Source organism: Martelella mangrovi (assembly GCF_040545495.1).
In the GTDB taxonomy this organism is placed as follows: Bacteria; Pseudomonadota; Alphaproteobacteria; order Rhizobiales; family Rhizobiaceae; genus Martelella; species Martelella mangrovi.
The window spans coordinates 220,134-241,053 of record NZ_JBEPLY010000003.1 but is presented as its reverse complement, the minus strand read 5'-3'; the positions used below and the strand labels follow the sequence as shown (position 1 = coordinate 241,053).

Below are 20,920 nucleotides of genomic sequence, written 5' to 3'. Positions count from 1 at the left end.
GGTGCCCCCTCAGATATTGCGCTGACCGGAGCGCACGGCTCTGGCCAGCATCGCCGAGATCTGCCCCTGGCTCTTCTGGAAGCTCGCGGCATCCTGCGCCGTCACGTTGAAGACGATCTGCGGCCCGCCGCCGCCTGAAGCGGCAACGCCAAGCGCACCGTCGGAACCGCGCTTCAGCGGCAGGATTGCCTCGCTACCAGCCTCCCCCATCAGCCCGAGCCCGCCGCTCATCGGAAAATAGGTCGGCCGCGAAACCACACCGCCTGAAGCAAATGGCGTGATCCGGCCCGGCACCCCGCCATTGGCATGGGCAAACACCTGAACCAGCCCTTCGGCAAGATTACCGATCTGGCCGGAAATCGCATTTTCGAGCGGCTTCAGCGCCGAGTTCAGCGCCAGTTCGGAAAGCCGCCGCCCGAGGTCCCCCAGCACGGTCTGCAACCCCTTGCCGGAGAGCGTCGCATCCTTCAGCGCGCCGGTGATCGCCCTCGAAAACCGGTCGGACTGGGCCTCAAGGTCGCCCAGAACGTCATAAAGCGCACTCGCACCGCTCACGGCATCGGCATAATTATCGCTTGTATCAGGTTCCATCACCGTTCCTCGCTTGGTCGGGGTAACGCATCATCAGGTCTTCAAGGTTCGCCCGTGTCGGATAGGGCGCGACCGGCGCAAAAGCCCCCGTCATCGCCGTAAATTCGACCGGTGAAAGCGCCCAGAAATCGTCAGGTTGCAGCCGCAGCAGGCAAAGCCCCGTATGAAGCACCGACCGCCAGGGGAACGGTTCGGCGCCGGGAGGTTCGGGCGCTGCCGCTGCGGCTAGGAAGGGTCCGGCGTGTTTCCGTCCGTTTGCGGACGAACAGCCTCTCCTCCCGAAAAGGTCACGGTCAGAAGTTCACCGGCGAGCTTCGCATAGGCCGCCACGCCACCTTCCATGCTCATCGCCGCCACCTCGTCGTCGTCGATCGCATTGCCGCCACCGCGCAGCCCTGCGCCAATGATGGCAATCAGGTCGTGCGCTTTCAGCCGTCCGGAGCCCAGCCGCTTGCCAAGATCACCGAGACCATCGGCCGAAAACGCCGTCTCAAGCTCTGCCAGCGCGCCCAGCGTGAGGCACAGAATACGGCGTTCGCCGTCAATCACCGCCTCCACCTCACCGCGATAGCGGTTGGCACGGCCATGTGCATCGCTGCGTCTCATGCTCCGCCTCCAAAGCTGATCGCCCCGCGCGATTCAAGAGCGACTTCGAACTGCAGCTCGCCATTGTGCTGGCCGGAATATTCGAGTGATGTGAACTGGAACGGACCGGCAAGCGTGCCAAATCCCGGGATCACGATCTCCGCACTCACAAGCGCACCGCCAAAAAAGGCCGCACGCACCGTTTCATCGGACGCCGCATCCTTGAAAATACCACTCGCCGTCAGCGAGGCCCGCTGAATGCCCGCGCCGCCGAGAAGCTCGCGCCAGCGTCCCGCACTTTCCGAATCGGTGATATCCACCGTCTCCGCATTAAACGCGAGCCGCTTCGACCTGGGGCCGGCGACCGTCTCATAGGCACTTCCATTATGCAGCTTCAGCAGCAGATCCTTGGCCTTCTGGGCTGTCATCACACTCTCCGTTCAGAATTGGAAAAAGGGCCGGCTCATGCGGGTTCGGTGACGGCGCGAAACCGTATTTCGGCGAGGAAATAGCCTGTCCGCGTCACCCGTCGCACCCGCGTGGAGCGGTGCAGCAGATTGATCAGCGCAAACCCGGAAAGGCTCAGATCGCGGTCATGAAGCAACGCCTTCACCCGCGCCTCGATTGTCTGCAACGTCTTGCGACCATGCGCCTCCGACCAGATTTCAATGGTCAGAAAATGCTCGCTTCCGCTCTCCGTGGACGTTGAATAGTCGCGGGTCTCGCACTCTCCAAAGACAATGGCCGGCAATCGCGGCCGGCTGAGCAACCGGTCGAAAATCGCATCGGCGCCGATCAGTGACGACAGCGTCGTGTCGGAATTCAGCGTCCTGTGGATTGCGCCGAGCAGCGCGTTTTCAGCAGAACTCATGTCGCCACCTCCTCGCAACGGCAGACCGTATATCGTCCGGTCTCATGCGGGTCGCGCCAGCCGGCCAGTCTGAAAACCCGGCTGCCGCGCTGAAATCGCATGCCGGGCACGAGGTCAGCGCGCGCCCTCAGCCAGATTTCGTGGGTCACCCGAAAGGTCTCGCCATTGGCCTCTTCGCTGAAGGCAATCGATACGGGTTCGATCCGTGCCCAGGCTTTTGCGAAGGCCACATAGGTGATTGTTGCACCGCCCTGCCCGTCAGAGGTGGCCTCAGGCGTCATCAAATCGAGACGCGCGGAAAATGCGCCGGGGTCGAGTGTCAGCATCAAAGCCTCCAGGCTTTCAGCGGCGCAATCAGCCGGTCATAACCATCCGGCGCACCGGCAGGCTGCTGCTCGGCGCTGACGACCCCGCGAAAGACAAACATGTGGGCGACGTGGCGCAGGATCGCCTGCCTGGCGACCTCCGGCACATCCGCCGCGGCTCCGAACCCGGCCGTAAAATCAACCTCGATCCCGTTCACGCCCGCACACCGTCCGGCAAGCGCCGGCAGATAGAACCGCGCCGGCCGCGCCCGGCCATCCAGCCGCGCACGATCAAGCGAAACAACGGACGGCGTACCGCCGCCATCGTAGACCGTGACGGCCTCGACCGATTGCACCGGTCCGCGCGCAAGCGACACCATCCCGCTTGACGGCCAGTCATCACGGCACAGCCGCCATTGCTGGGTCACCAGCGAAAGGCCGCTGATCGTCTCCAGATAGTCCCGTGCCGTGGTGATCAGATCGCCCAACAGTGAGTCCTCGTCACCATTGTCCAGTCGCAGAAAATCCCTGGCCTCGGAGACCGTCACCGGTTCTTCCGCTGCCGGCGTGATCAGGGCATAACTCATCGCAATCGTGTCCTTGTGCCATCAAAAAACCCCGGCAGAACCTGCCGGGGTGCAGTTTGTTGTCAAAGCCAGCGACGTGAATGTGCGGGTCGCACCCGGCTTTCCCAACGGGGTCATGCTCGGACTTGATCCGAGCATTCATTACGCTCAAGCCATTGAACATAAATTGTTTTCAGGCGCGCTTCATATCGCCATGGATCCTCCGGTCGAGCCGGAGGATGACGCCGAGGCGAGTGGCAGGTTTGTCAACAACCCTGCCCTTGGTAGAGGCTGCTTCGTTTCCGTTCCGCCGCTTACGCTTCGCCGAACTTCACCAGCTTGATCGCCTCGAAGTTCTGCACCCCGCCGCCGACGCGCTTGGTGGTGTAGAACAGCACGTAAGGTTTGGCCGAATAGGGATCGCGCAGCACCCGCACACCGGCGCGGTCGACAACCAGATAACCGGCGGCGAAATCACCAAAGGCGATCGACATGCTGTCGGTCCCGACATCCGGCATGTCCTCCGCTTCGGTCACCGGAAAGCCCATCAGCGAGGCCGGCTGGCCAAGACTTGCCGGCGGCTGCCAGAGGTAATTGCCGTCATCGTCCTTGAACTTGCGGATCGCCCCTTGCGTCTTCCGGTTCATCACGAAATTTGCGTTCTGGCGGTGCGCCGCCTTCAGCGCATAGATCGTCTCGATCAGCGTATCGGAAGGATCGGCCGCCTTGAAATCGCCGTCGACGCCGGTGGCGATATAGCCGATCATATCCCACTCCCAGGCACTGTCGGCCACGGTGGTGTAGCTCAGGAACCCCTTGGGCGTATTCACCGTGTTGCCGCCGACAAAGGCCGCACCTTCCTGCTCGGCAAAGGCGATGTCGATTTCCGAAGAGATCCAGCTTTCGACATCGACAGCCGCATCGTCGAGCAGCGAGGCGCTTGCCGCCGGCATGGCGTAGAGCTCCATCGTCGGGAAGGTCAGCTCGGAGATATCCGGCGTTGCCGTCTGGTCGCGGTCGGCAATCTCGCCGACCCAGCCGGCCGTGAAACCCGAGGCGATGAACGGCTTCTTCAGTACCGCGCCAGAAACCTGGCGCACCGTTGCCAGCCGGCGGATCGGCGAGACGGCAGAAAGCCTGCGGCCGATTTCCGTGTCGGTCTCATCCGGCACCAGATAACCGCCATCGCTTTCCGTGGTGGAAATCGCCTTGGCCTCAAGCGCACGCAATCCATGCTCGTCGCCACGGCGGATATAATTCTCGAACGCCGCCTTGTGTTCGCTCGCCGCAAGGCTTGTGCCGCGGCCAAGCGCCGGACGCGCCTTCTTCAGCTGGATTTCCTCAAGCTGGCGGGCCTGTGCATCCATGGCACGGTTGATGCGGTCGACCTTTTCGCGGGTCACCACATCCTCGCCCATCTTGCTCTCGATTTCGCCGAGCCGGCGGTCATTGGCATCCTTGAAGCTCTCGAAGCTCGACATGAACGCCTCGAACGCCTCCGAAATGCTCGCGGGCGCACTCTTGATCTCGGGCGCCGCTTTGATCTTCATATCTGTCACGATGAATTCCTCTCAGTGATTGAAAAGGTCAGGACGACATCAATCGGCGTGCACGGTTCAAAAGCCCGAGCAGCCGTTCGTCGTCGGTCTCGTCGCCGCCGGCCGCATCCCGCCCGCCGACCAGCGCGTCATAGCCGCCGGACAGAAGCCGGCGCGCCGCCTTTCGGCTCAGGCCGGCATCCCGCGTCAGCCATCGCTCGAATTCCCTGATGGTGGGAAATGCGTCACCGGCCTGCTTCACGCTGGCAATGCGTGCCGATGGCAGCATCGGAAAGGTGACGATTGAAATTTCCCAGAGATCCGCTTCCAGCACCCGGCGCACCCCGGTTTTCGCATCGGTCTTGGCGCGCACGGTCTGGAACCCGATGGAAAGTCCGTCGAGACCGCCGGATTTCATCAGCGCATGCACCTCGCGGGCCCGCGCCACATCGGCAGAGAGCACACCCTCGACATAAAGCCCGCGCCCGTCCTCGCGGATCTTGCGCCAGGCGCCGATCGGCTCGGACGGATCGTGCTGAAACAGCATCCGCACCCCTTCGGCCCCACGTTTTTGCAGCGAGCGCGAAAACGCGCCGCGCTCGATCATGTCCTTGCCGAGATCGATCTCGCCAAACAGGCTGGCATAGCCGGAAAACGAGCCGTCGCCGGCAAGGTCCGTCAGCGACAGATCGGCATATTTCAGTTCATCGGCCAGCATGGTTTTCCCGCCCATATCCGCTCCTGTTTCAGGATTTTTGTTGCTCATGCTCAGTACCCCACGGCCTCGCGCTTCTCTTCATCGGTGAGGAAAGCGGCCGCAGAGACGCGGGCCCACAGTGCATCGCGTTCGGCAGCAAGGGCCGGCACCTGATCGAGGTCGGGTTCAAGCTTCAGCCCCTCGCCGTAAACCGGCTCCAGCCAGGCCGTCAGCGAGGCGGCGGTGCGGGCAATCAGCGGCAGTACGGTCAGCCGGTAGAAGGCGCGGTTGGCCTCCTGATAGTTGGAATAGGTGTTGTCACCGGGAATGCCGAGCATCATCGGCGGCACGCCGATGGCAAGCGCGATATCACGGGCCGCCCCATTGCGCGCCTCGGTGAAATCCATATCGCGCGGCGTCAGCCCCATCGCCTTCCAGTCCAGCCCGCCCTCCAGAAGCAGCGGCCGCCCGGCCTTCACCGGGCCGCTATAGCCCTCTTCCAGCTCCTGCTTCAGCCGCTCATACTGTTCCTCGGTCAGGTTGCCGCCATCCTTCGGCTGATAGACCAGTGCGCCGGACGGGCGGGCCGAATTGTCGAGCAGCGCCTTGTTCCAGACCGATGCCGCATTGTGCAGGTCGAGCGCCCGCTGGGCGGCGGCCAGCGGTGAAAATCCCGTCTGGTCGTCGAGCGGATGAAACAGCCGCATATGAAGCAGGCTCAAGCCATCCCCTTCGGCGGCAAACCGGCTTACATGATTGCCGGTGCGATATTCATAAGCCTCCGGCCAGCCGTCACGCCCCTCGATGACGCGGATACGGTCGGGCCGCAGAAGATGCAATTCGCGCAAATCCTCGCCCAGAACGATCGGCTCGACATAGGCATTGCCCGAAAGCAGCAACGCCCCGAACAGGGCTTCGAGAAAATCCGCCCCGCACATGCGCCGGTTCGGCCGTTTCAAAAGCGAAAGCAGCGGGTGGTCGGCGACAAGCGTGCCGTTTTCGAACAATTGCCAGGGCATGTTGCCTGCCGCCTCGGCGATCAGCCTGACAGCCCGATGGGCGACCGGGTTTTTCATGAACCCCTCGCGGGCAAGGGCGGTGTAAGAGCGGCCGGACCAGCGCGCCTCACCGCTCAGCGCCAGCGCGGAAACCATTGTCGCCGCCTTTTTATCGGACACGCGGGCAGCGTCGGCCGGGCGCCTGCCCGGCAGATGAAAGGGCATTTTCATGCCTCACCCCTTTTTCCTTGGCTTGAAACAAAAAAGCCCCGGCGAACCGGGGCTTTGTCAGTCAAATTTCACTTGGAACTTCAGTCCCTGTAGCGCGAGTGCCGCACCGCAACCGAAGAGTCAAAATCGGCGGCAATCCGCATTTCGCGGAGTGGCCGAACCAGAGAGGTCGACTTCTCATAAAGCGGGTGGGCACGATAGGCGGCAAGCGCCGCCTCGTCCTCAAACTCGCCATAGACGATGAAATCGACTTTCTCGTCATAAAGATCGCTGCGCGCGTTGCGGCCGATCTCCAGCACTGTTGCATGCGGGTTTTCCGTCAGGATCGAAAGACCGGCCTCGACCGCATCCGCGTCACCGCCTTCCGGCACCGAAAAGAAAACGATATGTCTGATCATGCGAAAACCTCATGCAATGCCGAAACGGCCGATAGCGGCAACCGGCTAGCATGCGGCATTGTGCGGTGCAAGCGTCAATAGCTTTCAAACGCCGCGCACCCGCGGCACGCCGTCACCCTCCAGGAGCAGAGCCGTCAGTGCCCAGACCAGCGCATCCAGCCGGTCCGGCGAGCGTCCGGCGGAAAGACCATCCGGCCCGAAATCGCACATCTGGTCGACGAGCCGGGCAAAATGCCCTGCATGGCGCACCCTGCCCTGTTCATAAAGCGCCGCCACCGGTTCGGCGCGCAGAAACTTGCCGCGTTTGGCCCTGACCGTCGAAACCGGCAGGCGTTCGTCAACGCTTTTGAGCATTGCAGTCACCATATCGCCGCCCTGATTGATCTCCGCCACCACCCGGTCGGCATCGAACCGGCGAAACGCCTCGACCACGGCCAGCGCCCATTGCGCCGGCGTCCCGCCCTCAACGGAACAGTCCGCCAGCACCAATGCGCCACCATTTTCCATGGCTCCGGCAACCACGATGCCGCAGACGGATCGGCGGCCGGAGCCGGAAGGCGGGTCGACCGCAACGACAATCCGCCCCGTCGCCATTGCATTGCGCGAAACGGCCGCCTCAAGTTCCATGCGCCGCCACAGCCCGTCCTCGCGATCCTCGATCAGCTCGCCGTCCAGTTCCTGGCGGCCAAGCCGCGTGCCGCCATAGCGGCTTGCAAGCGCCTTGATGAACCCTGGCGCCAGATTGGCGCGGTTATCCGCCGTCGCAATCCGCGTCAGCGCCGTATCGTTCTCCGCCATCAGCTTTTTCAGTAGCGGCACGGCACGCGGCGTTGTCGTCACCATCTGGCGCGGCGTCGCGCCAAGCCGCAGCCCGAACTGCAACATATCCCAGCATTCCTGGCCGTAACGCCACTTCGCCAGCTCATCGCACCAGGCAAAATGAAACTGCGGCCCGCGCAGCGCCTCCGGGTCCTCGGAGGAAAACAGATAGGCCATGGCGCCATTCGGCCAAACCAGCCTGCGCCGCGTGATTTCGAAAACCGGTTTCATCCGCCGCGCCACCCGACAGATGCCGGACACGCCGTCAATCATCACCTCGCGGGCATCGCCCAGCGTTTCGGCCACCAGCGCCATGCGCAGATCGCTTTTCGGCCCTCCGGCAAGCGCCAGCCCATGCACCCATTCCGCCCCGGCGCGGGTCTTGCCGGAACCGCGCCCGCCCATCAAAAGCCACGTCCGCCAGTGCCCTTCCGGCGGCAATTGTTCCGGCCGCGCCAGAAACGACCAGTCGCGCGCCAGTTCGCGGACAAAGGCATAAGGATCATGCGCTGCCCGGTCCGGCCTGCTCGGCGATCCGCTTTTGCGCCAGTTCCTCGGCCCGCTTTTCGATGAGGTCGAGGAAGTGGGCTTTGGCATCGTCATAATCCCTGAGGTTGAGATCGCGCTCTTCCGCATTGCGGCGGTTTTCGGCAAGCCGGCGCTGCAATTCGTCGGCCTTTTCCAGCGTGCGGATGATCAGCGCCACCGCGTCGGCCGCGGCCTTCACCTCGCCGCGCACATCCGTCGCATCACCGTCGTCGGCGCGGCTCTTCTTCACCGCCGCCATCCGCAGCTTGCGGAAAAAGGCGAACTGCGCCCGCATCTCGGCCGTCAGATCGTTCAACAAAAGCCTGAGCGCGTCATCGGCATCGCCACTGCGCGCCTTCGGCTCGATCACATGATAGGCCGCATCCACGCGCCGCCCGGCGAGATCGCCGTCATAGCGCGGGCTGCGTGGCCACAGCCCGAACAGCGAAATATCGCATGTCTCATGGTCAACCACGAAACCTCCTTCCGGCGCTCCGGCAGCCGTTCGGCAACAAAAAAGCCCGGTTGGAAAACCGGGCTGAAAAATCGGATGATGAGCCTGAAACCGGGTTTGGTGTCGTCTCCGACCCTCACAGATTTCCGACTGTAGACAAAACCTATCAGACGACCGTAACGCCGTCAAGGATTATTTTCCTATTATGAGATTTTTTTCTTATTTTGCCGAGAACTGGTCAAAGGCTTCCATCGCGTGCGCGGAATACATCAGCGACGGTCCGCCGCCCATATAGACCGCAACCCCCAGCACTTCCTCATATTCCGCCCGGGTCACGCCAAGCTTGACCAGCGCCTTGGCATGAAAGGCGATGCAGGGCTCGCAGCGCAGCGCCACCGCCATGCCAAGTGCGATATATTCCTTGGTCTTGGCATCAAGCGCATTCGCCTTGCAGGCAGCGCCCGCCATTGCCGAAAACCCGCTCATCGTTTCGGTTATGTCCTTGCGAAGCACGGCGGTCTGCTTCGAAACATCGACGGTCATCTGAATGTAGTCGGTAGCCATGGGAGGATTCCTTTATATTCATACTTACGAGGATGAATACATAAAACCCGTCCGTAGCCCTGCCTTGCGCTGGATCAAGCGCGCAGGGACAAACCGGAATTGGAGCTGATCAGCCGGTTTTCTCGCCCGTCAGCACCGGCCATTCGATGATGTAGTCCTCATAATCCTCCACCGGCACCTCCATCTCGCTGACCGTCCGGTCGCGCGCGGAAATGCCCGCCTGATGCACGGTTTCGCGATCGCCGGAAACGAGATAGTGCCACCAGTAAAGGTCATGGCCTTCATGCACGAGCCGATAGGCGCAGGTCGGCGGCAGCCAGGGGATTTCCTCAACGCCCGCAAGGTCGAGCTGAATACATTCCGGCACCGTTTTCCAGCGCTCCGGATAGTCCGAACACTGGCAGCTGTGGCCGTCGAGCAGGCGACAGGCAACGGAGGTATAGGCTATCTCGCCGGTTTCCCAGTCCTCCAGCTTGTTGAGACAGCACAGCCCGCAACCGTCGCACAGGCTCTCCCATTCGCGGTTGTTCATCTGATCGAGCCGCTTTGTCCGCCAGAACGGTTGCTGTTCCTGTGCCTTGTCGATCATATCCGGATCACCTTCATGTTGAAGGCCGCTATATGCGACGGCCTGTCCCGCGGTTCAACCCGCCATCGGCGCATATGCCGAAGGTAAGCCGGCGCTGCCTTCGACCAAGGTCTTATCACTTTCGCTCAATTGCGACAATTTGACCGCTTGTTACTGTCTTCCATGCGCTTTGGAGGAAAGCGCCGCTGCACCCTGAGGAGCGTGCAGTCATCTCTGACGACTTGGGAGGAGTCCGATGTCAAAATTTATCATCAACCGACGCAGCCTGCTGCGCGCGGGTGCGGCTGCCGGTGTGACGCTGGCCGCACCGATGCATTTCATGCGCGGAGCCTATGCGCAGGATATGTCGTGCAACATGCCGACCGGCAGCACCGTCACCCTCGGGTTCAACGTGCCGCAGACCGGACCTTACGCCGATGAGGGGGCGGATGAAATGAAGGCGCTGCAGCTTGCCGCCAAGCATCTGAACGGAGAAGGCGACGGCGGCATGCTGGCCACCTTCTCCTCCAAGGCGCTGAAGGGCAACGGCATTCTCGGCAAGAAGGTCAACTACGTCACCGGCGACACACAGACCAAATCCGATGCCGCCCGTGACAGCGCCAAGCGCATGATCGAGAAGGAAGGCGCGGTGATGATCACCGGCGGTTCATCCTCGGGCGTGGCTGTCGCCGTCCAGAGCCTTTGCCAGGACATGGGCGTGATCTTCATGGCCGGCCTCACCCACTCCAACGACACCACCGGCAAGGACAAGCGCCGCTACGGTTTCCGCCACTTCTTCAACGCCTATCAGTCGGGTGAGGCGCTCGCGCCCGTACTCCAGCAGGAATACGGTTCCGACCGCCGCGCCTATCACCTGACGGCCGACTACACCTGGGGCTGGACCCAGGAGGAATCGATCAAGAACGCAACGGAAGGTCTCGGCTGGGAAACTGTCCAGACCGTCAAGACGCCGGTCGGCGCCGGCGATTTCTCGCAGTACATCACCCCGGTGCTGAATTCCGGCGCAGATGTGCTGATCCTCAACCATTACGGCGGCGACATGGTCAATTCCCTGACCCAGGCCGTACAGTTCGGTCTGAAGGACAAGCAGGTCAACGGCAAGAATTTCGAGATCGTCGTGCCGCTGTTCTCCCGCCTGATGGCGCAGGGCGCAGGCGCGGCCGCTGAAAACATTCTCGGCTCGGCCAACTGGAACTGGTCGCTCGATGATGACGGCAGCCAGGCTTTCGTCAAATCCTTCGGCGCGGAATACGGCTTCCCGCCGTCCCAGGCCGCCCACACCTGCTATGTCCAGGCCCTGCTTTATGCCGATGCGGTGGAACGCGCCGGCACCTTCTTCGCACCGGAAGTCATCAAGGCGCTGGAAGGTTTCGAGTTCGACGGTATGGGCAACGGCCCGACCCTTTACCGCGCCGCCGATCACCAGTGCATGAAGGATGTGCTGGTGGTGCGCGGCAATCCCGATCCGCAGAGCGAGTTCGACCTTCTGGAAGTCGTCAAGGTCGTGCCGCGTGCCGATGTCGACTACGACCCGTCGATCTTCGGCGGCGAGCTCGGCCCGGATACGGCAAAGACCTGCTGATCTGAAACGATCGCTTGCATTTTCGGCCGGGCGTAACAACAGCGCCCGGCCCTTCCGGCAACAGTGGAAACGCGGTCAATGGACGCCATCATCATTCAGTTTCTGAACGGCCTCGACAAGGGCGCAGCCTATTCGCTGATCGCCCTTGGCCTGACGCTGGTCTTCGGCACCCTCGGCGTGGTCAATTTCGCCCATGGCGCGCTGTTCATGCTCGGTGCGTTTTGCGCCGTCACCTTCAATGCCCTTCTGACATGGCCGGTCCAGCCGCCCAAGGCGGAAGGCGCGCTGTTTGCGCCGCGCCCCGTGCCCTACATGGAATACGCCTTCGGTGATTTCGGCGCCGCCATGATCAACTGGTCGGTTCCGCTCTCGATCCTGCTGGCAATTCCGGTCATGCTTTTGATCGGGCTTGTCATGGAACGCGGGCTGATCCGCTTTTTCTACAAACGCCCCCATGCCGACCAGATTCTGGTGACCTTCGGTCTCGCCATCGTGCTGCAGGAGATCATCAAGAAGATCTACGGCGCCAATCCCGTGCCGCAGGCCGCCCCCGACGCCTTTGCCGGCACCGCCAATATCGCCGCATGGTTCGGCATGGCCGATGCCTTTATCGTCTATCCCTGGTGGCGGCTGATCTACTTCCTGTTTGCAGCACTGGTCATCGGCGCGGTCTTCGCCTTCCTGCAATTCACCACCTACGGCATGGTGGTGCGCGCCGGCATGCGCGACCGCGAAACCGTCGGCCTTCTCGGCATCGACATCGAGAAACGCTTCACCGTGGTCTTCGGCATCGCCGCCGTGGTCGCAGGGCTTGCGGGCGTGATGTACACGCCGATCCTGCCGCCGAATTATCATCTCGGCATGGACTTTCTGGTGCTGAGCTTCGTCGTCGTCGTTGTCGGCGGCATGGGCTCGCTGCCCGGCGCCATCGTTGCCGGCTTCACGCTTGGCATCCTGCAATCCTTCGCCTCGATGAACGAGGTGAAATCCATCATCCCCGGTATCGACCAGGTGATCATCTACCTCGTTGCCGTCATCATTCTCTTGACCATGCCGCGCGGGCTCATGGGCCGCCGTGGCGTGATGGAGGACTAACCGAATGTTTGCCAATCTTTCGCGCAACGACTGGCTGCTGTTCATCGTGTTTTCGGTGATCGTGCTTCTGGCGCCGATCCTGTTCATGCCGCTGGGGGCCGCCTATCCCGCATTGCTGCAGAAATTCGCGATCTTCGGGATTTTCGCCATCGGCTTCAACATCCTGTTCGGGCTGACGGGCTATCTTTCCTTCGGTCACGCCGCCTTTTTGGGCGTCGGCTCCTATGCCGCCGTCTGGTCGTTCAAGCTTTTCACCATGAACGCCATACCGGCGATCATCTTCGCCATGATCTGTTCGGGCCTGTTCGCAGCCCTTATCGGCTATGTCAGCCTGCGCCGCTCCGGCATCTATTTCTCGATCCTCACGCTCGCCTTCGCGCAGATGAGCTACAATCTCGCCTATTCGGTGCTGACCCCGATCACCAACGGCGAAACCGGCCTGCAATTGTCGCAAAACGACCCGCGCATCATCGACCATATGTTTCTGACGCCGGGCGAAGGCCTGCCCTCGCCCGATTTCTTCGGAATTGAGCTTCAGGGCTATGCCGGGTTTTACTTCTGCGCCATCGCCCTTCTGGTCTGCTTCTTCATCACGCTCAGGATCTTCCGCTCGCCTTTCGGCATGATGCTGAAGGCGGTGAAGTCCAACCAGAACCGGATGATGTATACCGGCTTCAACACCCGCCCCTATCTGCGCTCCGCCTTCATCATCTCCGGCATGTTCGCAGGTCTTGCCGGCGCGCTGATGGCCGTCACCGATCCGCTGGCCGGTGCTGAACGCATGCAGTGGACGGCCTCGGGCGAAGTGGTGCTGATGACCATTCTCGGCGGTGTCGGTACGCTGCTCGGCCCGGTCATCGGCGCCGTTGTAATCAAGTATTTCGAAAACATCTTTTCCTCGTTCAACGATGCCGCGCTGCACGGCGCGCTTTCGGCCCTGCCCGATGTGATCGAGACGCCGCTTGTCGGGCTGTTGTCGCTGTTCGTCGGCGATGGCTGGCACCTGACGCTTGGCCTGATCTTCATGGCGATCGTCATCTTCCTGCCCGGCGGCATCATGGAAGGCGCCAAACGCCTGCGTGTCCGCTTCTTCGGCGGTGGCGGCGGCCGCAAGGCGCAGTCGGCCGCCAAAATCCAGCCCGCGGAGTAGAACCATGGCAGACAACAATATCGTTTTGCACGTTGCCGATGTTCACAAGAGCTTCGGAGGCCTGCGCGCCCTCTCCGACGTTGACCTCGAGGTCGAAAGCGGCAAGGTCCACGCCATTATCGGGCCGAACGGCGCGGGCAAGTCGACCCTGCTCAATGTCTGCATCGGCCGTATCAAGCCAAGCCACGGCCATGTGATCTTCGACGGACAGACGCTCGACCGGCACGAACCGCACGAAATCAACCAGATGGGTGTATCGCGCGTGTTCCAGACCCCGGAAATCTTCCCGGACCTGACGTTAATCGAAAACGTCATGATCCCGGCTTTTGCCCGGCGCGACGGCGCCTTCCGGCTGAATGCCGTCAGGGCGCTTTCCGGCGAGAAGGAAATCCGCGACGAGGCGGAATTCATGCTCGAGGATATCGGCCTTTCCGCCCGCCGCCATCATGAGGCGGGATCGCTGTCGCGCGGCGACAAGCGGCGGCTGGAACTGGCCATGTGCCTGATCCAGAAACCGAAACTGCTGCTGCTCGACGAACCGACCGCCGGCATGGCGCGCCACGACACCAACATGACCATCGAACTGTTGCAGCGCATCAAGGCCCGCGGCATGACCAAGGTGATCATCGAACATGACATGCATGTCGTGTTTTCGCTTGCCGACAAGATCTCGGTTCTTGCCCAGGGCCGCATCATCGCCGAAGGTTCTCCCGACGAGGTCCGTGGCAATCCGAAGGTCCGGGAAGCCTATCTCGGGGAGGCTCACGAATGAACATGGCCATGGAAAAACGCAATTTCGCCGGGGAGCAGGTCAACGTGTCGGAAACAGTCAATGATGCCTTTCTGTCGGTGCGCGACATTCATGCCTGGTATGGCGAAAGCTATATCGTGCAGGGCATATCCTTCGACATCAGGAAGGGCGAGGTGCTTTCGCTTCTCGGTCGCAATGGCGCCGGCAAGACCACCACGCTTCGAACACTCGCCCGCCTCGACAGCCCGACCCTCAGCCAGGGCGAAATCTGGCTTGACGGCGAGCCGCTGCACAACAAGCGCGCCTTTCAGGCCGCACGTGCCGGTGTTCAGCTTGTGCCGGAAGACCGGCGGATCATCGGCGGGCTTTCGGTGGAGGAAAACCTCACTCTGGCCCAGGTCGCCGGCGACAAGGGCTGGTCGGTCGAGGAAATCTATGACCGCTTTCCCCGCCTTGCCGAACGCCGCAATCAGGAAGCCGTCACCCTTTCCGGCGGTGAACAGCAGATGCTAGCTGTCGCCCGCGCGCTGGCACGCAAGATCAAGATCCTGTTTCTGGACGAACCCTATGAAGGGCTCGCCCCGGTGATCGTTCAGGAAATCGAGAAGATCGTCGGCCAGATCCGCGATCTCGGCATCACCACCATCATCGTCGAACAGAACGCCGTTGCTGCCCTCCGACTGTCCGACCGCGCGGTGATCATGGATACCGGCGAAGTGGTCTTTTCCGGCAGCGCTCAGGATGTGCTCGACAATGCCGAACTGCGCGAGGAATATCTGGCGATCTGACCCCGACCGACCGGCGGCGAGAATCGCGTGCCGCCGGTCAATGCCGACAATCACCTATGGTTAACATCTTTCTAACGTTTTCCCCCTAACCTCTTGTCAGATTGAAGACATCTATGCGTCGGGCGGGAAAACGACTGCCGTTTTTTCGACATCCCGGTGTGGCAGAGAAGAATGACATCATCCGGCGGATAAGCTGCCGATGGTCTCGTCGGGGAGTACGGCCTTGGTCGATCGTTACCGGGAACTTGAAGGGCTGAAGAATACGCGTAAGCTCGATGTCGTGCTGATGGCAACGGTCTCGAGCTTCGGAGCGCTTGAAAAACCAAGTGCTGCCGAACGCCGCCGCTTTGTCGAACTGTTCCCCCCGGTCTATGAGGCATCGACGCCCGAAGCCCGGCGCCAGGCCGTTGCCGCCCTTTCCGGCCATCCCGATGTCCCGCAGGAGATCTGCCACTATATCGGCAGGCAGGAAATCGCCATATCGGCGCCTTTCCTCGCCCGCTCGCCGGCAATTTCCGACGAAACCCTGACAGTGCTGATCGAAACCATGAGCGAGGAGCACATCCGCGCCATCATCCACCGCGCCGACCTGTCACAAAAGGTCATTCAGGCGCTGATCGGCTGCCATCGCCCGCAGGATGACGAAGTCCCGGAAGGCAATTTCGATGTCCGCACCGGTTCGCGCGACGAAAGCGAGGTTTTGCGCCAGACGCTGAAGGCAATGGCGGCAAAAGCGGGCAGCGCGGCCGAAGACAGGCTTGGCCTTTCGACACTTTCGGAACTGCAGACCGCACTGCTGGTCCGCTTTGCCCGGTGCGGAGAAGGCACGCTGTTTCTCGAAACCTTCGCCCGCGCCCTTGGCGGCGACCGCGTGCTTGCCGCCGAAGTCCTGGCCGAGGCGAGCGGCCGGCGTCTCGGTGTCGCGCTCATCGCGCTCGGCATGACGAAGGATGACACGACCTACGTGCTCCCGCGCATCGCGCCCGACCTTGCCGGCGACAAACAGAATAATGAAGATGCGGCGGAAAAACTCGTCGACGGCCTGCAGCCGACCGCCTGTATCGAGGAATTGCTGGCATGGCAGAACAGGCGCGCCGAAGAGGAAAAAGCAGCCAGCGAAAACGCCCCGCGGCGTCAGACCCGCCGCTCTGCCTGACATTCAGCAAGGCTCATCGTCCTCACCGGCAACGGCGAACAGCCCCTCCACCGTTTCGGTCTCCAGCACCACGACCCAGAGATCGCTGTCAAACCGGACTTCCTTTTCCAGCTTGCCTTCCACCTCTTCAGGCGCGGCCCGATCCAGCCGTTTTTCGAAAAGCCGGTCTTCGTCGCTTTCTGCGGTAAAAAACTGCGGCGCAGGCATGAACAGGCATTCGCGGCCATCCCGCATCACCTGCCGGATCGCGATCGCGCCGGCATCGGCCGCGCCCTTGCGCTCCACAACGGCAAAATCGCCGCTGGAAAACACCCGGCGCACCAGTGCCGATACAAAGATATCCGATTTAAGGCGCATGGCCCGGTATCCTGTTCAAGGGGAAGTCGGTCAACCAGCAGTCAGAGCGCGCCGATTTCCGCAAGCTTGTCACGCACGGCCACGCTCGGTTCGCCGGTTTCCGGTAGACGATAGTGCTTCTGGAACTGCAGGATTGCTGCACGGGTGTTGACACCGGCCACGCCGTCAACCGTGACGTCGTCATAGGCGATATTCACCAGACCACGCTGGATTTCCACCACCATCGGATCGGCCACAGACGCCGAGGCCGAAATGCTGCCCGTCGTATTGTCAGATTGCGCACCGGCCGCCACCTCCGCCCGCCGCGTCGGCACCGGCGGCAAGCTGGCATCGCTGCTTTTCAGGAGGGCCAGCAGGCCTTCATCGGCAACACCGGTCTCGGCAATCCCCTGATCGGTCTGAAAGGCACGCACAGCCGCTTCCGTCAGCGGCCCCGTGACACCGTCGGGCTTGCCCTCGTAATAGCCGGCCGCGGCAAGACGTTCCTGAACCTGACGGATAATGGCATGATCATCGACGGCAACCGTCTCGCGCGGCTTGGGTGCGGCCACCGAAGGTGCCGGTTTGGGAGGCGCTTGCTCGACCGATTGCAGGATCGCCATCAGATCGTCACCGCCTTCGGAACGGTCAAGTGCGGCAACCTCGACCGCGCGGTCGTCATCGCCGTTTTCCAGCTCGATCCGGAAGGTTTCGAAATTTTCTTCACGCGCCATCCGTCGTCCGGGAACGGCATAGGGGTCGGTCGGTTGCCGGGTTTTCATCAGCGGTTCGGGATGCGGCCCCGGCTGGTACCAGAGCGCATTGGCGGAAACGAAGCTCAGAACGACGCCAAAGGCCAGCGGTCCGCCGACCCAGGACGGGTGGCGGGCGACAAATCCCCCGATTGCAACACAACCACGCCTCAGGATGGACGGCGTCTTCTTGCCGCGTCTGCTCTGCTTTTTCCTTGCCTTTGCCATTCATCTTCACTCTTCATATCGCGTCCTGGCGTCAGCCGCGGCCAACGTCGCCCCCTGTCGGATCGGCGCCAAGTTAGCCGGTTCGGCTTAACGAAGGGTAATGGAAGGCAAGGCCTGCGACCAGACAACAAAAACGGATCGGCACGGCAAAAACATGCAACATAGTTAATGCTTTGTCACAGCATGCAACCTTTCCGTTCTATAAAACCCTCCATAACATCTTGTATTTCATCATCTTTCCTTCAAACCAGAACAGAAACACAAGCCCGTTCATTGTACGACTGCAGTTATGGCCGGACCTTTTAGCGGCTCATTTACCCTCCTATAATAGAGTGTGAACGCGTGGCCGCCCGGACATGCACTACCGAAACCGACAGACGGGCAAAGAAACAATGAGATTTCTGCTGAAATCGGCATTCATGATTTTTCTGCTGCTGCTGATCGTGCCGTTCTTCGCGCCCGTTCTGCTGGGCAGCAATTCAGGACGCCATCAGTCTACCCTGCCGAGTAGCAGCGATATCGGCGGGGCCGTGTCTGCCGCCCGCGGCACGATCGATTACATGAGTGGCATGTGCGATGAGCGGCCGGACGTCTGCGATGATGGCGCAGGTCTCCTCGGCTTCCTCGGCAACAGGGCCCGCCAGGGGGCGGAAATCGTCTATCTCTATCTCGATGCGCATTTTTCCGACACGGCAGAGGAAAAGCCCGAAGCCCCCGCCCCGGCCGCCAGCAAAACCGCCCGGCCCGCCGATGTCGCACCAGCCGGCACCACAGTCTCCGGCCGCATGGCAGAAAAGCCTTCCGCGCAGACGGACCTTATCCGCACAGGCGCGATCGCCCCAGAAGACCGGCCGCCGTCAGTCGCTAGCGAACCGCTGCGGATTTCCGGCCTGCCGGAAAACGTGCCGCTGCCCACGCCGCGCCCGCGCTGACAACATCTTCCCCGGGCAAACACCGGCGCTGCCGTTTCAATCAGGACCGCATCGGACTATATGAAGCGCAGCGACAGAAAAGAGGCGCCTCATGAATGAGAAACTCGACCAGATCATCGACGATTTTTCCTTTCTGGAAGACTGGGAAGACCGCTATCGATACGTGATCGAACTCGGCAAGGAACTGCCGGACCTGCCCGATGCTGAAAAGAACGAGGCAAACCGCGTGCATGGATGCGCCAGCCAGGTCTGGCTCGTCAGCGAGAAGGAAGCGGGAGACGATCCGGTGATGCGGTTTCGCGGCGATTCGGACGCCTTCATCGTCCGCGGCCTCGTCTCGATCGTTCTGACCGTTTACTCCGGCCGGAAAGCCTCGGAGATTGCCGCCACGGATGCCATCGAAACCTTCCGCCGCATCGGCCTTGTCGACCACCTCTCCGCCCAGCGCACCAACGGTCTCAATGCCATGGTGACGAAAATCCGGCAGACAGCCGCCGGAGCACTGGCGGCCTGAGGCTTACTCATCGGCAAACATGGCCGAAATATCGGGACGATACCCCTCCTCGCCCCAGTGGTGGGACACCCGGCGATGGCGCGGTGCATAGTGGCGCGCGAGCGCCATCAGGGCGGTGCGCACCATCAGCTTTGCCGAACGCACCGGCCATTGCCGCTCCCGCTCCATCTGCTCCAGCCCTTTCTCGAAACACACGAAATCGAGAATAACATCGGCCAATTCGGGGCCGACAGCCTTCAGCGCTCCGGCGACATGGCGCCGCGCATCCATTGCACTGTCGGAAAATACCGCACCGTCCTGCCGCAACCCGGGGCCCCGGCTTTCAAGGCGCGGCTGCAGCGAGGCCGTTATCCTTGGCTGCATCTGCGCCCGCATGAAATCAGACAGCAAGCGCTCCCCGGCGTCATGCGCAGCAGGCGGCAGAAAGGGAGAACCATCGCGCGCCTTCAGGCGGGCCAGGGTCTCAAGCGGGGTCTTCTCACCTGTGCGCAATATTTTTGCAGCTCCTCGTCCTCTATCCCTCTCAGCCATTTTCCCGCACCTCGACCATGACAACGGAATAGGCGAGCCGCTCGACCGACGCCACGAATTCATCGAATTCCCGATTGTCGCGCCGATCCTCGATCACACGGCAGGAATAGGCAACGGTCGTGCGGTCACGCCCGAATGCCGCGCCGATCTCGCTCAACGACAGCTGCAGCGAGACGTGGCAGACATACATTGCGATTTGCCGGAAATGGGAGACCGAGCGACGGCGCTCGGCTCTCAGCGTTACCCGATCTCCGGCAACCTGCGCCATTTCCCTGGTGATCAGCAGGACAATACGGCATGCCTTGCGAATGTCGGCCATCTGACCGGCGCGTTCCAGAGACCATGTGGTGGCGCGCGGGGCCTGATGGACGAAGGACTGATGAAAATGCGCTGTCCCTGTGGGCGCTGCTTTATGCTCGTTCATGTCATCTCCCGGCTTGAATAGGATTTTATTCTCACACTTAGCGAGATAGTGGGGACAGAAAGCGGCACCTCTAGATAGCCTATGGTTGTTTTTATTGATTTATCCCGAATTATTTTAGGATTATTTTCCTACTTCTTTCAACCACGTCCATTTACGTGTAAATTTGTAAATACACACTTAATAGGAGTATTAAATCACATGAACGTTTGACGCGCGCCAGCGCTGACAACGACGCGGCGACAGTTTGGCAAGGTTGCCTGACAGCGCTTTCAACAAAAAAAATGCCAGTCCGCTTTCGCGGCTGGCATTATGCAAGGAGTGGTGGGAGAGGCTCAGCCCTTGCGGCGCTGACCGAGTCCCATTTCCTTGGCGAGGCGCGAACGGGCTTCAGCATAGGAAGGCGCCACCATAGGATAGTCGACAGGCAGATCCCATTTTTCGCGGTAGGCATCGGGCGTCAGCTCGTGATGGGTCATCAGATGACGCTTCAGCGATTTGAAGTTACCGCCGCATTCCAGGCAGACCAGATGGTCGCCGCTGATCGATTTGCGAACCGAGACAGCCGGTTTCTGTTTTTCCGCAGCCTGAACATTCGCCTGCGGACGCGCCGTATTGTTCAATGCGGCATGCACTTCCTGAATCAGGCTCGGCAAATCCGTGGGCTGAACAACATGGTTGCTGACATAGGCCGCAACAATATCGGCGGTCAGCTCAACAAGATTCTGGGTCTCTTGGTCGACCACAGCTTCTGTCATCATTCACTCCTATTCTCTTCTTTTTTGTCTTTCGTATGAGCGCCTGCCACAAACCGATGCCGAATTCCACGTAAACTGCCCCGACCGGAACAAAGACCGGACCCGAAAGCACAGAAACGGAACTGGATGCACGTTTGGCCAGTGGGAAACGATCAAACAGACAAGAAAGATCGAAACCCGCATCAACGCAGA

27 protein-coding genes and 1 pseudogene are annotated in these 20,920 nt (G+C 61.3%); 8 read left to right on the top strand and 20 right to left on the bottom strand.

All coding sequences use genetic code 11. The annotated features are described in order from the left end of the window. Positions 1–9: 9 nt before the first annotated feature. From ABID12_RS05860 to ABID12_RS05790, 15 genes and pseudogenes are all read right to left on the bottom strand, one after another. Positions 10–591 carry a phage tail tape measure protein gene (locus tag ABID12_RS05860; RefSeq protein WP_354433464.1) on the bottom strand — a complete coding sequence of 194 codons (582 nt, stop codon included), beginning with the start codon at positions 589–591 and terminating at the stop codon, positions 10–12. Then, a pseudogene (locus tag ABID12_RS05855) lies at positions 581–769 on the bottom strand (rcc01693 family protein); the annotation flags it as partial. The gene ABID12_RS05860 and the pseudogene ABID12_RS05855, both read right to left, overlap by 11 nt. 47 nt (positions 770–816) lie before the next feature. Continuing rightward, on the bottom strand, positions 817–1,197 hold the full coding sequence (locus ABID12_RS05850; protein ID WP_354433463.1) for a gene transfer agent family protein: 381 nt from the start codon (positions 1,195–1,197) through the stop codon (positions 817–819). Beyond that, positions 1,194–1,604: a phage major tail protein, TP901-1 family gene (locus tag ABID12_RS05845; protein ID WP_354433462.1), complete on the bottom strand. Its 411-nt coding sequence runs from the start codon at positions 1,602–1,604 to the stop codon at positions 1,194–1,196. Before ABID12_RS05845 ends, ABID12_RS05850 begins: the two co-directional genes overlap by 4 nt. A 35-nt stretch (positions 1,605–1,639) precedes the next feature. After that, positions 1,640–2,047 carry a DUF3168 domain-containing protein gene (locus ABID12_RS05840; RefSeq protein ID WP_354433461.1) on the bottom strand — a complete coding sequence of 136 codons (408 nt, stop codon included), beginning with the start codon at positions 2,045–2,047 and terminating at the stop codon, positions 1,640–1,642. Then, on the bottom strand, positions 2,044–2,373 hold the full coding sequence (locus ABID12_RS05835; RefSeq protein ID WP_354433460.1) for a phage head closure protein: 330 nt from the start codon (positions 2,371–2,373) through the stop codon (positions 2,044–2,046). Before ABID12_RS05835 ends, ABID12_RS05840 begins: the two co-directional genes overlap by 4 nt. After that, entirely contained in the window at positions 2,373–2,939 is a 567-nt protein-coding gene (locus ABID12_RS05830) for a head-tail connector protein (protein ID WP_354433459.1), read from the bottom strand. The genes ABID12_RS05835 and ABID12_RS05830 overlap by 1 nt, the downstream gene beginning before the upstream one ends. 293 nt (positions 2,940–3,232) lie before the next feature. Continuing rightward, positions 3,233–4,468: a phage major capsid protein gene (locus ABID12_RS05825; RefSeq protein ID WP_354433603.1), complete on the bottom strand. Its 1,236-nt coding sequence runs from the start codon at positions 4,466–4,468 to the stop codon at positions 3,233–3,235. A 37-nt stretch (positions 4,469–4,505) separates the two neighbouring features. Further along, positions 4,506–5,189 (bottom strand): HK97 family phage prohead protease, encoded by a 684-nt coding sequence (locus tag ABID12_RS05820; protein WP_106305056.1) that lies wholly within the window; start codon positions 5,187–5,189, stop codon positions 4,506–4,508. A gap of 35 nt (positions 5,190–5,224) precedes the next feature. Then, entirely contained in the window at positions 5,225–6,382 is a 1,158-nt protein-coding gene (locus ABID12_RS05815) for a phage portal protein (protein WP_106305061.1), read from the bottom strand. Between the two features lie 80 nt (positions 6,383–6,462). Further along, positions 6,463–6,780, bottom strand: a complete 318-nt coding sequence (locus ABID12_RS05810; protein WP_106305064.1) for a Dabb family protein — start codon at positions 6,778–6,780, stop codon at positions 6,463–6,465. Positions 6,781–6,864: 84 nt separating this feature from the next. Then, the gene (locus ABID12_RS05805; protein ID WP_354433458.1) at positions 6,865–8,196 is read right to left on the bottom strand and encodes a DNA-packaging protein; all 1,332 of its coding nucleotides are present in this window, start codon (positions 8,194–8,196) and stop codon (positions 6,865–6,867) included. Continuing rightward, the gene (locus ABID12_RS05800; protein ID WP_354433457.1) at positions 8,102–8,602 is read right to left on the bottom strand and encodes a hypothetical protein; all 501 of its coding nucleotides are present in this window, start codon (positions 8,600–8,602) and stop codon (positions 8,102–8,104) included. Before ABID12_RS05800 ends, ABID12_RS05805 begins: the two co-directional genes overlap by 95 nt. Before the next feature lie 198 nt (positions 8,603–8,800). Then, positions 8,801–9,145 carry a carboxymuconolactone decarboxylase family protein gene (locus ABID12_RS05795; RefSeq protein WP_354433456.1) on the bottom strand — a complete coding sequence of 115 codons (345 nt, stop codon included), beginning with the start codon at positions 9,143–9,145 and terminating at the stop codon, positions 8,801–8,803. 109 nt (positions 9,146–9,254) lie between these two features. Beyond that, complete coding sequence (locus ABID12_RS05790; RefSeq protein ID WP_354433455.1) at positions 9,255–9,734, bottom strand: YcgN family cysteine cluster protein; 480 nt, start codon at positions 9,732–9,734, stop codon at positions 9,255–9,257. A 235-nt stretch (positions 9,735–9,969) separates the two neighbouring features. On the opposite strand from ABID12_RS05790, the gene ABID12_RS05785 reads away from it, so the two are divergent. From ABID12_RS05785 to ABID12_RS05760, 6 genes are all read left to right on the top strand, one after another. Next, entirely contained in the window at positions 9,970–11,316 is a 1,347-nt protein-coding gene (locus ABID12_RS05785) for a substrate-binding protein (protein WP_354433454.1), read from the top strand. Between the two features lie 78 nt (positions 11,317–11,394). After that, positions 11,395–12,411, top strand: coding sequence for a branched-chain amino acid ABC transporter permease (locus ABID12_RS05780; protein ID WP_354433453.1), 1,017 nt, complete (start codon positions 11,395–11,397; stop codon positions 12,409–12,411). Between the two features lie 4 nt (positions 12,412–12,415). Further along, a complete protein-coding gene (locus ABID12_RS05775; protein WP_319517192.1) occupies positions 12,416–13,561 on the top strand; it encodes a branched-chain amino acid ABC transporter permease in 1,146 nt (381 codons plus the stop codon). Between the two features lie 4 nt (positions 13,562–13,565). Further along, positions 13,566–14,333 (top strand): ABC transporter ATP-binding protein, encoded by a 768-nt coding sequence (locus ABID12_RS05770; RefSeq protein ID WP_354433452.1) that lies wholly within the window; start codon positions 13,566–13,568, stop codon positions 14,331–14,333. An 8-nt stretch (positions 14,334–14,341) separates the two neighbouring features. Beyond that, entirely contained in the window at positions 14,342–15,100 is a 759-nt protein-coding gene (locus tag ABID12_RS05765) for an ABC transporter ATP-binding protein (RefSeq protein ID WP_354433602.1), read from the top strand. A 223-nt stretch (positions 15,101–15,323) separates the two neighbouring features. Then, a complete protein-coding gene (locus ABID12_RS05760) occupies positions 15,324–16,256 on the top strand; it encodes a hypothetical protein (protein WP_354433451.1) in 933 nt (310 codons plus the stop codon). A gap of 3 nt (positions 16,257–16,259) precedes the next feature. Here the strand turns inward: ABID12_RS05760 and ABID12_RS05755 are convergent, their stop codons facing one another. After that, positions 16,260–16,613 carry a DUF1491 family protein gene (locus ABID12_RS05755; RefSeq protein WP_354433450.1) on the bottom strand — a complete coding sequence of 118 codons (354 nt, stop codon included), beginning with the start codon at positions 16,611–16,613 and terminating at the stop codon, positions 16,260–16,262. 41 nt (positions 16,614–16,654) lie between these two features. Beyond that, positions 16,655–17,572 (bottom strand): peptidoglycan-binding domain-containing protein, encoded by a 918-nt coding sequence (locus ABID12_RS05750; protein ID WP_354433449.1) that lies wholly within the window; start codon positions 17,570–17,572, stop codon positions 16,655–16,657. Between the two features lie 392 nt (positions 17,573–17,964). Here ABID12_RS05750 and ABID12_RS05745 point away from each other — a divergent pair, with 392 nt between their 5' ends. Together ABID12_RS05745 and ABID12_RS05740 are read left to right on the top strand one after the other, a co-directional pair. Then, entirely contained in the window at positions 17,965–18,504 is a 540-nt protein-coding gene (locus ABID12_RS05745; protein WP_354433448.1) for a DUF5330 domain-containing protein, read from the top strand. 91 nt (positions 18,505–18,595) lie between these two features. Beyond that, positions 18,596–19,018, top strand: a complete 423-nt coding sequence (locus ABID12_RS05740; protein ID WP_354433447.1) for a SufE family protein — start codon at positions 18,596–18,598, stop codon at positions 19,016–19,018. Positions 19,019–19,021: 3 nt separating this feature from the next. On the opposite strand, the gene ABID12_RS05735 is transcribed toward ABID12_RS05740, so the two are convergent. From ABID12_RS05735 to ABID12_RS05725, 3 genes are all read right to left on the bottom strand, one after another. Next, positions 19,022–19,510, bottom strand: coding sequence for a DUF6456 domain-containing protein (locus tag ABID12_RS05735; protein ID WP_354433446.1), 489 nt, complete (start codon positions 19,508–19,510; stop codon positions 19,022–19,024). A gap of 31 nt (positions 19,511–19,541) precedes the next feature. Then, positions 19,542–19,973: a helix-turn-helix domain-containing protein gene (locus tag ABID12_RS05730; RefSeq protein ID WP_354433445.1), complete on the bottom strand. Its 432-nt coding sequence runs from the start codon at positions 19,971–19,973 to the stop codon at positions 19,542–19,544. Positions 19,974–20,305: 332 nt separating this feature from the next. Then, positions 20,306–20,728: a Ros/MucR family transcriptional regulator gene (locus ABID12_RS05725; RefSeq protein ID WP_106305261.1), complete on the bottom strand. Its 423-nt coding sequence runs from the start codon at positions 20,726–20,728 to the stop codon at positions 20,306–20,308. Positions 20,729–20,920 lie beyond the last annotated feature (192 nt).